Source organism: Caenimonas terrae (assembly GCF_042655405.1).
Taxonomy (GTDB): Bacteria; Pseudomonadota; Gammaproteobacteria; order Burkholderiales; family Burkholderiaceae_C; genus Ramlibacter; species Ramlibacter terrae_A.
The window spans coordinates 865,910-878,299 of the sequence record NZ_JBHSMF010000002.1 but is presented as its reverse complement, the minus strand read 5'-3'; the positions used below and the strand labels follow the sequence as shown (position 1 = coordinate 878,299).

The following is a 12,390-nucleotide window of genomic DNA, read 5'->3' as shown; positions in this document are numbered from 1 at the left end:
TTGGGGCATGTTTGAAGTGCTCGTGTTCGTGTACGAAAACTACTGGCGCGGCGATGCGTGCCCCGAGCTGGAGCAGCTGGGCCGAAAGCTGAGCGCCCACGGCTTCGAAGCCGAAGAAATCAACGAGGCACTGGTCTGGCTCGATGGCCTGAACCTGGCAGCCCAGAACACCCAGCTCACGCCCGATCTGTCGCCGCATCCCGCCGTCGGCCGCGCGCAGGCCAGCACCAGCATGCGCGTGTACTCGGTCGCGGAACAGGACCACCTCGGCGCGCAGTGCCTGGGCTTCGTGAGCTTCCTGGAATCCGCCGGCGTGCTGCCGGCGCCGATGCGCGAAATCGTGATCGACCGCGCCATGGCCGCCAGCGGCGCCCCGGTGTCGCTGGACGACCTGAAGATCATCGTGCTGATGGTGTACTGGAGCTTCGGCGAAGAGCCCGATGCCCTGGTGCTGGACGAACTCTGGGACGACGCCGAGTTCCGCCTGCCGCACTGACCGCCTTCTACCCCAGCAGCCGCTCCGGATTAGCGTCCAGCTTGGCCAGCGCGTCGCGCGTCGCGCGGACCGTGAGCGCTTCCTCTTCGTTGGGCAAGAGCAGGCCGGCCTGCAGGTAAGACGCCATGCGGCGGGCCTGCAACAGGTAGCTGCGGCCTTCGGGCGACGCGAACAGGTGCAGCTGCTTGCGGTCGCTGCGCCACACGTACTGCACCTGCGCGGTGATGCCGTTGTGGTCCAGCGTGAACCAGTTGCCCAGCTGCAGCTCCTGGGCCCAGGCCACCATCGCGATCGACGGCCGCGAGCCGCCGTCGGCGATCACCTCGATCATCGAGGCGTCGATGCCCAGCATCAGCTCGATGCTCTCGGCATCCAGCGGCAGGTCGGTGTTCGGGTCGTCGCCGACGAAGTCTTCCAGGTTGGCCAGCCGCTGCGCCATCGCTTCGATGCGCGCCTGCGGGATCGCCGCGGTCTTGGACAGGAAGGCATCGGCCAGCGTGTCGCCGATGATCTTGATGTGGCCTTCCTGCTCGGAGCCGGTGATCGCCATCAGCTCCATGCCCTGGCGCAGCTTGAGCAGCAGCGCCGGCAGGTCCTGGATCACGCGGGCGCGGTCGTTGCGATTGGGCTTGGCGCTGGCGGCCCAGACCAGGTCGGTGGCCGCCTTTTTCAGCGCCAGCGTCTCTTCGTGCTGCGGGCCGTTCTTGACGGCCGACACGGCCAGCACCTCGGCCCACACCTTGAACAGGAATTCGCGGATCTCGTCGCGCACCGGCATGTCGTTGAGCATCCGGCGCATCTCGATGGTGTACTGGATCGCCATCGTCTCCTTCTGCTCGACCTGCTGCGCCACGCTCACCAGCCGCTGGGTCGGCCCCTTTTCCGTGAGGAAACGGGACAGGAACTTCTGGAATTCGTCGTACACCAGCTGGAACACGCGCCGCCCCGTCTCCGGGTACTGCTCGATCACCTGCACCACGCGCTTGATTTCGGTTTCCAGCGCGCTGCCGCCGATGCTGCTGGCGTCGAAGCCCATCACGCAGGAGCCCATGCGGTCGATCAGCTGGCGTGCCGGGTGCGAGAGCGAGCCGAAGAACTCGGGCTCCGCGATCGCGACCCGCAGCACCGGCATCTGCAACCGCGCAAACCAGACCCGCACTGCCGGCGGAATCCGCTCCTCGGCCAGGATGCTCTGGAACATCAGGGCCACGATCTCGATCGTCGCCTTTTCGGTCGAGGTGACGGCCTTCTTCTTGAGTTCGCCGGTGCGCTGCCGCAGCTCGGTGGCGACCTGCTCGACCCGGGCGTTGTCGTAAACCACGATCTCGTCGCCGCTGGCCGTCGTTCCGGCCGAGCCACCGGCCTGCGGCCCGCCACCCAGGGCGCCGGCGACCGTGTTCTGGACCGCGGTCTGCTGGATCGACAGCGCCTCGTCGAGCGCCGGCGAAGGCCGGGTCTCATGGTTGATGTCGAAGCCCGCCACGCGATCGGTCAACAGGCGCCGCAACTGGCCCAGCACGCCGTTGGCGCGCTGGCGCGCGCGCGCCAGCGGCGTCCCGCTGGTCATCATCCGTGTTTCTTCGCTGACGTTGCCGGGGCCGCGCGAGGCCTCGCCCGAGCCGCCCCTGCCGCCGCCGGCCGGCGCCGCGCCGGAGCGGCTTCCCAGCTGCGCGGCGTTGGCCGGGACGGAATCGGCATAGCCGCCGCTCCCGCCTCGCCCGCCGCCCTGGGCGCCACCACCGCCGCCACCGGCCGCGGCGCTGCCCGGGGCGCCGTAATTCGAGTCGCCGCCGCCGTAGCCGCCGCCGCCTGGACCGCCGCCACCGCCGCCGCCCGGGCCGCCGCCCATGCCTTCGTCGCCATAGTCGGTCGACGGGGCCTGGCCGGCCTGGCTGCCCGCGCCCCGGCGGGCACTGGGCGCCGGGGCGCCGCGCTTGACCTTCTTGGCCAGGTCAATGTCGGGCAGCACGCCGTGGTCCACCAGGAACTTGTTGGTGCGCTTGTATCCCTCCAGCAGCCGTTCGACCATGTGCTGCTGGATCACGTCCTTGACCAGGCTCCAGCTCTGGCGGTTCAGTTCCGAGCCCGTCCATTGCTCGATCAACACCTGCGACACCGCCTCCGGCTGCAGGATGTCGTGGCTGGCCAGGTCGTCGGTGCCTTCGAGGTGCTGCATCCGCACCTTCAGGTCGTTGAGTTCCCAGCTGGCCTTCTCGCGCACGGCCAGCGCCAGGCGGGACGACAGGATCTTCTTCTCGACGACGTCGTCGCCGATCAGTTCCAGGTTCACCGCCCCGAGCCGGACCCGCGTCGTTGTGGTCGGCGGAATCACGGCGTCGTGCCAGGCCTTGGCCGTGGCCTGCACCCAGCGGGCCCGCTGCCGCTCGAAGTCCAGCATGGCGTCGCGCCGGTCCTGCATGTCGCGGGTGCTGGTGCCGGTGTCCACAAGCTCGATCAGCTTGAGGCGGATCGCATCCGACAGCGGCGTCAGCACGCCTTCGACATAGGCCACGAACTGCTCACGCGCCTGCCGCGCGAGCGGCACGGGGGAAGCTGGTGGCAATTGCTCCGACATTGGATGGCGGCTAGACGGTGGCGCCCGCGTTCGGGTCGTTTGGATCCTCGCCCTTGCGGCCGGACGACTTGACCAGGTCTTCGCGCTTGACGCCCAGCCACATGGCGATGGCGGCGGCGACGAACACCGACGAATAGATGCCGAACAGGATGCCGATGGTCAGCGCCAGGGCGAAGTAGTGCAGCGTCGCACCGCCGAACAGCAGCATGGACAGCACCATGATCTGGGTGGAACCGTGGGTGATGATGGTGCGGCTGATGGTGGACGTGATCGCATTGTCAATGATCTCGACCGTGTTCATCTTGCGATAGCGCCGGAAGTTCTCACGGATCCGGTCGAAGATCACGACCGACTCGTTGACCGAGTAGCCCAGCACGGCCAGCACCGCCGCCAGCACCGCCAGCGAGAACTCCCACTGGAAGAAGGCGAAGAAGCCCAGGATGATGATGACGTCGTGCAGGTTGGCGATGATGGCCGCGACCGCGAACTTCCACTCGAAGCGGAAGGCCAGGTAGACCATGATGCCCACCACCACCATCGCCAGCGCCTTCAGCCCGTCGGTGGCCAGCTCCTCGCCGACCTGCGGACCGACGAACTCGGTGCGGCGCAGCACGACGGCCGGATCCTGCGCCTTCAGGGCGGACAGGACTTTCTCGCTTTGTTGCGCGGAGCTGACATTTTTCTGGGCCGGCAGCCGGATCATGACGTCGCGCGAGGTGCCGAAGTTCTGGACCTGGACGTCCGAAAAGCCCAGGCCGGCGACGGTGCTGCGGATCTTTTCCACGTCCACCGTCTGCGTGTAGGCCACCTCCATCACGGTGCCGCCGGTGAACTCCACCGACAGGTGCAGCCCCCGGTGGAAGAGGAAAAACACGGCGGCGGCGAACGTCAGGAAGGAGATCACGTTGAACACCAACGCGTTCTTCATGAACGGGATGTCCCGCCGAATCTTGAAAAACTCCATATTTCTTGTACTTCCTCACTCGGCTTTGGTTATAACGCCTTCGCCCGACGGGCGCCAGACGGTTCCGATCGAAACCGTCTTGAGCTTCTTCTTGCGGCCGTACCAGAGGTTCACCAGCCCGCGCGAGAAGAACACCGCGCTGAACATGGAGGTCAGGATGCCGATGCAATGGACCACCGCGAAGCCCCGCACCGGTCCCGAGCCGAAGGCCAGCAGCGCCAGGCCGGCGATCAGGGTGGTGATGTTCGAGTCCAGGATGGTGGCCCAGGCCCGGTCGTAGCCGGACTGGATCGCCGCCTGGGGCGAGGCGCCGCTGCGCAGCTCCTCCCGCACCCGTTCGTTGATCAGCACGTTGGAATCGATGGCCATGCCAAGCGCCAGCGCCATCGCCGCCATGCCGGGCAGGGTGAGCGTGGCCTGCAGCATCGACAGCACCGCCACCAGCAGCAGCAGGTTCACCGCCAGCGCGATCCCCGAGAACACGCCGAACAGCATGTAGTAGATCGCCATGAAGGCGCAGATCACCGCGAAGCCCCAGGCCACGCTGTGGAAGCCCTTGGTGATGTTCTCGGCGCCCAGCGTGGGGCCGATGGTCAGTTCCTCGATGATTTCCATCGGCGCGGCCAGCGAGCCGGCGCGCAGCAGCAGCGCCGTGTCGTTGGCTTCCACGGTGGACATCCGGCCGCTGATCTGCACCCGGCCGCCGCCGATCTCGCTGCGGATCACCGGCGCCGTCACCACTTCGCCCTTGCCCTTTTCGAACAGCAGGATCGCCATCCGCTTGCCGACGTTCTCCCGGGTCACGTCCTTGAAGATGCGCGAGCCCTTGGCGTCCAGCGTCAGGTTCACCGTCGGTTCCTGGGTCTGGCTATCGAAGCCGGGCTGGGCGTCGGTCAGGTTCTCGCCGGTCAGCAGCACCTGCTTCTTGACGATCACCGGCTGGCCGCTGCGCTCGAGGAAGCGCTCGTCGCCGAACGGCACGGCGCCGCTGCCGGCCTCCGCCGCCCGCGCCTCGGCGCTCTCGTCCACCAGCCGCACTTCCAGGGTGGCGGTGCGGCCCAGCAACTCCTTGGCCTTGGCCGTGTCCTGCACGCCGGGCAGCTGCACCACGATCCGGTCCAGGCCCTGCTGCTGGATCACCGGCTCGGCCACGCCCAGCTCGTTGATCCGGTTGTGCAGCGTCACCATGTTCTGCTTGAGCGCCTGCTCCTGCACCCGGCGCGCCGCCTCCGGCTTGATGGTGCCCGTCAGCTTGTAGTCGGTGCCTTCCATCGTCTCGGCGACCACCAGGTCGGGAAACTGGTCGGCGATGACGCCCTTGGCCGCGGCCAGCGTTTCCGAGTCGCGGAACCGCACTTCGATGGCCTGGCCGTTGCGGCTGATGCCGGCGTGGCGGACGTTCTTTTCGCGCAGGATGCTGCGCAGGTCGCCGGCGAAGGATTCCGCCTTCTTGGTCAGCGCCGCCTGCATGTCCACCTGCAGCATGAAGTGCACGCCGCCGCGCAGGTCCAGCCCCAGGTACATCGGCGCGGCGCGCAGGGCCGACAGCCACTTGGGCGACGCGGACAGCAGGTTCAGCGCCACCACGTACGACGGATCGGACGGATCGGGCACCAGCGCCTTCTGGACCGCGTCCTTGGCCTTGAGCTGGGTGTCGCCGTTCTCCAGCCGCACCTTGACCGAGTTCGGGTCGAGCGTGATCGCCACCGGCGTGATGCCCGCCGCCGCCAGCGCCTGCTGCACCCGCACCTGGGTCGTGCCGTCCACCTTGACCGTGGCCTTGGCGGAGGAAACCTGCACGGCCGGCGCTTCGCCGAAGAAATTGGGAAGCGTGTAGATCGCCCCCACCAACAGCGCGATCACGATGATCGCGTACTTCCAGACCGGATATCGGTTCATGTGCTTGTCAAACCTTCAAAGACGCGCGGTGCGCAGCACCAGCGTTCTTATTTAATGGTGCCCTTGGGCAGGACCTGGACCACGGCGCTGCGCTGCACCGTCACCTCGGTGCCGGGCGCGATCTCCACGCTCAGGTAGACGTCGCCCAGCTTGGTCACCTTGCCCAGCAGCCCGCCGGCGGTGGCGATCTCGTCGCCCCGGGCCAGCGCCTCCACCATGGTGCGGTGCTCCTTCTGGCGCTTCATCTGCGGCCGGATCATCACGAAATAGAGCACCACGAACATGAGCACCAGCGGCAGCATGCTCATGAGCGACGACTGCATGTCGCTGCCTCCGGCGGCTGCGGGTGCGGTCTGGGCGAAAGCGGAAGAAATGAACACGGAAACTCCAGGACGGGTCGGTTATCGGTTGCCCGCTCGCAGGCGGGCACGCCCGGGCGTGCCACGGGCGGGACTTGCGATTGTAGGTGCACGCCCGGACGGCGTGCGTCACGCGTGGCTTCAGGCGGCCTGGCGGGCGCTTTCGGGATCGTTCCACTGCTGCTGCAGGCGCGCCCACTGGAGGCGGGCCGCCGCCAGGTTGCGCTCCTTGACGTGGCCGAAGCCCTTGATCTGCTCCGGAATCCGCGCGATCTCCACCGCCAGGGCGTGGTTGCCCGCATCCAGCGAGTCCAGCACCCGACCGATACTTTCGCGGTACTGCCCGATCAGGGCCCGCTCGCTCCGGCGTTCGTGGGTGCGCCCGAACGGGTCGAGCGCCGTGCCGCGCAGTCCCTTGAGCCGGGCCAGCAGCTTGAAGCCGGTGAGCATGGCGGGGCCGAACTTCGACTTCTGCAGCTCGCCCTTGTCGTTGCGCTTGGCCGTCAGCGGCGGCGCCAGGTGGAAGTTGATCTTGTAGTCGCCTTCGAACATGGCGGCCACCTTCTGCTGGAAGCCGGTTTCGGCATGCAAACGGGCCACCTCGTATTCGTCCTTGTAAGCCATCAGCTTGAACAGGGAGCGGGCGACGGCCTCGGTCAGCGTCGTCTTGCCCAGCGGCGCCTCGGCGGCGCGGACCTTTTCCACGAAGGCCCGGTACTGGCCGGCATAGGCCGCGTTCTGGTAATCCGTCAGGAACTCGACCCGCCGCCCGATCACGTGCTCCAGCGTCTCGCGCTTCTTGAACTCCACCACCTGCGCCGGTGCCAGCAGCTTCTCCACCGAGGCCCAGTCGTGGGCGGCCCGGCGGCCCCATTCGAAGGCGGCCTTGTTGTTGTCCACCGCCACCGCGTTCAGTTCGATGGCCCGGATCATGGATTCGCGGCTGAGCGGAATCCAGCCCTTCTGCCAGGCGTAGCCCAGCATCATCGGGTTGGTGTAGATGCTGTCGCCCATCAGGCGGGTCGACGCGGCATCGGCATCGAAGGCGGACACGCCGTCCGGCCCGACCGCATGGACGATCTCGGCGGCGCAGGCGTCGGCCGGGTTGTGCCAGTTGGCGTTCTTGACGAAGGCCGCGGTCGGCGTGCTGTGGGAGTTGAGCGCCACGTGGGTGCGGCCCGGCCGCATGCGCAGCACCGTTTCCTTGCCGGCGGTAACGATCGGATCGCAGCCGATGATCAGGTCCGCGCCGGCCATGCCGACGCGGGTGGTGCGGATGTCCTCGGCGCGCTCGCCGATCAGCACGTGGCTCCAGGTGGCGCCGCCCTTTTGCGCCAGGCCGGCCGCGTCCTGCGTCACGATGCCCTTGCCCTCGATGTGGCCCGCCATCCCCAGCAGCTGGCCGACGGTGATGACGCCGGTGCCGCCGACGCCTGCCACCACGATGCCGAACGCGCCGTCGATCGACGGCAGCTGCGGCTCTGGCAGTGCGCCCAGCGAGAACGGCGACACCGCCTTGTCCTTGGCCTTTTTCTTGAGCTGTCCGCCTTCCACCGTGACGAAGCTGGGGCAGAAGCCCTTCAGGCAGCTGGTGTCCTTGTTGCAAGTGCTCTGGTTGATGGTGCGCTTGCGGCCGAATTCGGTTTCCAGCGGCTCCACCGACAGGCAGTTGCTCTTCACGCTGCAGTCGCCGCAGCCTTCGCAGACCAGGTCGTTGATGACCACCCGCACGGCTGGATCGACCATCGTGCCCCGCTTGCGCCGGCGCCTCTTTTCCGTGGCGCAGGTCTGGTCATAGATGATGACCGTCGTTCCCTTGATCTCGCGGAACTCGCGCTGGATCTTGTCCAGGTGGTCGCGGTGCTGGATGGCGATGCCGTCCGGCAGGCCCTTCACCTCATCGTATTTTTCCGGCTCGTCGGTGACGATGGTGATCTTCTGCGCGCCCTCGGCCCGCATGCTCTGCGCGATCTGCACCACCGAATGGCCCTCGGGCCGCTCGCCGACCTGCTGGCCGCCGGTCATGGCCACCGCGTCGTTGTAGAGGATCTTGTAGGTGATGTTGACGCCGGCGGCGATCGACTGGCGGATTGCCAGGATGCCGCTGTGGAAGTAGGTGCCGTCGCCCAGGTTGGCGAACACGTGGTTCTCGGTGCTGAACGGCTGCTGGCCGACCCACGGCACACCCTCGCCGCCCATCTGGGTGAAGCCGATGGTGGCGCGGTCCATCCAGGTGGCCATGAAGTGGCAGCCGATGCCGGCCATCGCGCGCGAGCCTTCCGGCACCACGGTGGAGGTGTTGTGCGGGCAGCCGGAACAGAACCAAGGCTGGCGGTCGCCCTTGACCTCCAGCACCTGCATCGAACGCTCCTTCGCCTCGAGGATTGCCAGCTGCGATTCGATGCGCGCCGCCATGTCGCCGTCGATGCCCTGCTTCTTGAGGCGGTGGGCGATGGCGCGGGCGATCAGCGCCGGCGACAGGTCGGCGTTGGCGCGCAGCAGCGTGTGGCCGGTCGGATTGGGACGCGACCACTCGCCGCCGGAAAAATCGCCTTCCTCGTCGTTGAACTTGCCGACCACGTTGGGCCGCACGTCGGGCCGCCAGTTGTAGAGCTCCTCTTTCACCTGGTACTCGATGACCTGGCGCTTTTCCTCCACCACCAGGATCTCGCGCAGCCCGGTCGCGAATTCACGCGTGCCTTGCGCCTCCAGCGGCCAGACCACGCCCACCTTGTGCAGCCGGATGCCGAGCTGGCGGCAGGCCGCGTCGTCCAGGCCCAGGTCGATCAGGGCCTGGCGGGTGTCGTTGTAGGCCTTGCCGCTGGCGATGATGCCGAAGCGGTCGTTGGGCCCTTCGATGACGTTGTAGTTCAGCCGGTTGGCGCGGATGTACGCCAGCGCCGCGTACCACTTGTAGTCGAACAGGCGCGCCTCCTGCTCCAGCGCGGTGTCGGGCCAGCGGATGTGGAGGCCGCCCGGCGGCATCTGGAAGTCGGGGACCACGATCTGCACCCGCTCCGGGTCGATCATCGCGGTGGCGCTGGATTCGACGATCTCCTGGATCGTCTTCATGCCGGCCCAGACGCCGGAGAAACGGCTCAGTGCGAAGGCGTGGATGCCCAGGTCCAGGATCTCCTGCACCGAGGCCGGGAAGAACACCGGCAGCCCGCAGGCCTTGAAGATGTGGTCACTCTGGTGCGCCGCCGTCGAGCTCTTGGCGACGTGGTCGTCGCCGGCCACCGCGATCACGCCGCCCCATGGCGTGGTGCCGGCCATGTTGGCGTGCTTGAAGACGTCGCCGCTGCGGTCCACGCCCGGGCCCTTGCCGTACCAGATGCCGAACACGCCGTCGAACTTCTGGGTGCCGGCCGGCGCGAACCCGAGCTGCTGCGTGCCCCACAGCGCGGTGGCCGCCAGCTCCTCGTTGACGCCGGGCTGGAACACGATGTTCTGCGCCTTGAGGAATTTCTCCGCCTTCCACAGCGCCTGGTCGTAGCCGCCGAGCGGCGAGCCGCGGTAGCCGCTGATGAAGCCGGCGGTGTTCTTGCCGGCCTGCGCATCGCGCAAGCGCTGCAGCATCGGCAGCTTGACCAGGGCCTGCACCCCGCTCATGAAGGCACGGCCGTAGTCGAGCGAATACTTGTCGTCGAGCGTGACGGTTTCCAGGGCCTTGCGGATGTGTTCGGGCAGCGGTGCGTTCATGAAGCTGTTGTCTCCGGAATCGTTCGGCAAAGTGTATGCCCGATGCCCGGATCAGTCATTGCTTTGTGTGCCCGGAGATTGGCAAGCCGCGAAAGGATCTTGCTTAAACTCCAGCGATATGGGAACACTCGACAAGTTTGACGTGAAGATCCTGCAGCAATTGCAGGCCGACGCCCGGCTCACCAATGCCGAACTGGCGCAGCGGGTCGGCCTGTCGGCCGCGCCGTGCTGGCGGCGCGTGCGGGCGCTGGAGGAGGCCGGCTACATCAAGGGTTACCACGCCGAGATCGACCGCCACAAGATCGGCATGGGCGTGCTGGCCTTCGTGCGGCTGGACGCCAACCGCAACACCGGCGAACTCACGCGCGAGATGGAGGAAGCGATCCGCAAGATCCCGGAGATCGTGTCCTGCCACTACATCAGCGGCGCCGGCACCTTCGAGCTGCAGGTGGTCGCCCGCGACCTGGACAGCTTCTCGCAGTTCGCCCGCAAGGTGCTGATCAACCTGCCGAACGTGAAGGACCTGCACACCAGCTTTTCGCTGGGCGAGGTCAAGTCCAGCAGCAGCGTGCCCCTGAACCATCTGCCCGTTTGACGGGCGGTCGCACCGACCGGGAGTGACGGCAGGGGGCGCTAGTCGACAGCCTTCAGGTCGTCCAGCAGGTACGTGAAGTAAGCGTCGCGCCAGACCGAGTCCGGACATTCCATCAGCAGCCCGCCGCACTTCTTGCGCGCGAGCACGTTGGCGCCCAGCCAGTCGTCCAGCGGCACGCCGGCCCGTTGCGCCAGCAAGCCGGGGAGAAAGACGATGTCGGTCACGGTCGCAGGCCCCCGGGTCAGCGGCGTGCCCATGTTGGTGGAGATGTTGTACCAGGTGATGAGCTTGTCAGGAACCTGGGGCTGCGCCGGTGCGGCCTTGATCGATTCGCGCAGCACCGGCGCCCCGGCCAAAGGTGGCTGGTGGTCGCCAAACCACGCGAGGACCGCCGGCTTGGTGTAGTTCATCTGCGACACGTCTGCGACGAGATAGCCGGTCGCGGCCCCGGCCTCTCCCTGTCAGGTGGCCCCTGTCAGCGCGGTGACGCGCCGATCGCAGCATCGTGTCCGCGCCTCAGCGCGGCCACAGCACCCACAGCCGCAACGGCTGCTTGAGCCGCCCGGCCAGCTCGCCGGCCTCCGGCCCCCAGCCGGCGAAGTAGTCGGCGCGCACGGCGCCGTTGATGGCGCTGCCGGTGTCCTGCGCCAGCACCAGCCGCTGCAGCTTCAGCAGCGGCCCGCTGGAGGCCAGCCAGACCGGCGTGCCGTAGGGAATGCTGTCCTTGTCCACGGCGATCGAGCGGCCGGGCGTGAGCGCGACGCCTTGCGCGCCGCGCGGGCCGAAGGCCGCATCGAGCTCCGACATCGCTTCCTCGCGGAAGAACACGGTGCGCGGATTGCTCCACATCAATTCGTTCAGGCGCTGCGGGTTCTGGGCGACCCAGGCCTTGATGCCGGGCCAGGAGGCATCGCGCACCGCGCCCTGCTGCAGCAACCAGCCGCCGACGCTGCGATAGGGCTGGTCGTTGGTGGCCGCATACGCCAGCCGCACGACGCGCTGGCTGCCGTCGCGCTCGACGATGCGCAGCCGCCCCGAGCCCTGGATCTGCAGCATCAGCGCATCCAGCGGATCGGCGACGTAGGCGATCTCGCGCCCGCGCAGCGCCGAGCGCGCGGCCGGCAGCGTGTCGATTTCTTGCCGGCTGTACCAGGGCCTTCTCTGGCCGATGCCGGCCGGCGGCGCGTACAGCGGGATCTCGTAGCCCGGCCCCGGCTGGCGCGAGGCCTGGATGACCGGCTCGTAATAGCCGGTGAGCAAGCCTTCGGACGGACCGAAGAGCGGCTCCACGCGGTACGGCTGCAGCCGCTGCACCATCCAGGCGCGCTGCTCCTCGCCGCTGGCGATCGACAGCCGCCGCACCTCGGGGCACAGCGCCGCGAAGGTCGGGCCCGGCCGTTCGCAGCTCTTGATCCATGCATTCCATGCTTCGTGCAGTGCGTCCTCGGCGAAGCCGGGCAGCTCGGACCAGCGCACCGCGATCCAGCGCGAGCGTCCCTGCAGCATCGGAGGCGGCAGCGGCGCGTTGTCGGCCGGCAGGTTGGCGGCGCCCGTGTCCGCCGGCGCCGCGACCGCGGGGCGGTCCAGCGGCGGCTGGGGCGGCAGGGGCACCGAGCCGCAACCGGCCAGCATTCCTACAATGGCACCCAACCTGAGGAAACGGTTCATGCTGCTGATTCTGCTCGAAGCCCTGCTGGCCGGGGTGCTGTTCATCGTCATCGTCTGGTGGACGATGTTCTCCGGCCGCAAGGGCGGCGAGCCGCCGCGCGACGACCATCCTCCCGAGGAGCGCTGAGCAAG

At 67.8% G+C, this 12,390-nt stretch carries 10 protein-coding genes; 3 read left to right on the top strand and 7 right to left on the bottom strand.

The features are described 5' to 3' along the window. Positions 1-7 precede the first annotated feature (7 nt). Positions 8-496 carry a Smg family protein gene (locus tag ACFPOE_RS04265; RefSeq protein ID WP_376848750.1) on the top strand — a complete coding sequence of 163 codons (489 nt, stop codon included), beginning with the start codon at positions 8-10 and terminating at the stop codon, positions 494-496. 7 nt (positions 497-503) lie between these two features. Here the strand turns inward: ACFPOE_RS04265 and ACFPOE_RS04260 are convergent, their stop codons facing one another. The 5 genes from ACFPOE_RS04260 to ACFPOE_RS04240 all read right to left on the bottom strand — a co-directional run bounded on the left by ACFPOE_RS04260 (position 504) and on the right by ACFPOE_RS04240 (position 9,995). Next, on the bottom strand, positions 504-3,071 hold the full coding sequence (locus ACFPOE_RS04260; protein WP_376848749.1) for a DUF1631 domain-containing protein: 2,568 nt from the start codon (positions 3,069-3,071) through the stop codon (positions 504-506). 10 nt (positions 3,072-3,081) lie between these two features. After that, positions 3,082-4,035 (bottom strand): protein translocase subunit SecF, encoded by a 954-nt coding sequence (secF, locus tag ACFPOE_RS04255; protein WP_376848748.1) that lies wholly within the window; start codon positions 4,033-4,035, stop codon positions 3,082-3,084. Between the two features lie 15 nt (positions 4,036-4,050). Then, entirely contained in the window at positions 4,051-5,934 is a 1,884-nt protein-coding gene (secD, locus tag ACFPOE_RS04250; RefSeq protein ID WP_376848747.1) for a protein translocase subunit SecD, read from the bottom strand. Between the two features lie 47 nt (positions 5,935-5,981). Continuing rightward, positions 5,982-6,314 (bottom strand): preprotein translocase subunit YajC, encoded by a 333-nt coding sequence (yajC, locus tag ACFPOE_RS04245; protein ID WP_376848746.1) that lies wholly within the window; start codon positions 6,312-6,314, stop codon positions 5,982-5,984. 120 nt (positions 6,315-6,434) lie between these two features. After that, entirely contained in the window at positions 6,435-9,995 is a 3,561-nt protein-coding gene (locus ACFPOE_RS04240; protein ID WP_376848745.1) for an indolepyruvate ferredoxin oxidoreductase family protein, read from the bottom strand. A gap of 118 nt (positions 9,996-10,113) precedes the next feature. On the opposite strand from ACFPOE_RS04240, the gene ACFPOE_RS04235 reads away from it, so the two are divergent. Further along, positions 10,114-10,590, top strand: a complete 477-nt coding sequence (locus tag ACFPOE_RS04235; RefSeq protein ID WP_376848744.1) for an Lrp/AsnC family transcriptional regulator — start codon at positions 10,114-10,116, stop codon at positions 10,588-10,590. 38 nt (positions 10,591-10,628) lie between these two features. On the opposite strand, the gene ACFPOE_RS04230 is transcribed toward ACFPOE_RS04235, so the two are convergent. Together ACFPOE_RS04230 and mltA are read right to left on the bottom strand one after the other, a co-directional pair. Then, positions 10,629-11,000 carry a hypothetical protein gene (locus tag ACFPOE_RS04230; protein WP_376848743.1) on the bottom strand — a complete coding sequence of 124 codons (372 nt, stop codon included), beginning with the start codon at positions 10,998-11,000 and terminating at the stop codon, positions 10,629-10,631. 106 nt (positions 11,001-11,106) lie between these two features. Beyond that, positions 11,107-12,309 (bottom strand): murein transglycosylase A, encoded by a 1,203-nt coding sequence (gene mltA / locus ACFPOE_RS04225; RefSeq protein WP_376848742.1) that lies wholly within the window; start codon positions 12,307-12,309, stop codon positions 11,107-11,109. Here mltA and ACFPOE_RS04220 point away from each other — a divergent pair. After that, positions 12,257-12,385 carry a hypothetical protein gene (locus ACFPOE_RS04220; protein ID WP_376848741.1) on the top strand — a complete coding sequence of 43 codons (129 nt, stop codon included), beginning with the start codon at positions 12,257-12,259 and terminating at the stop codon, positions 12,383-12,385. The genes mltA and ACFPOE_RS04220 overlap by 53 nt on opposite strands. Positions 12,386-12,390: the final 5 nt, after the last annotated feature.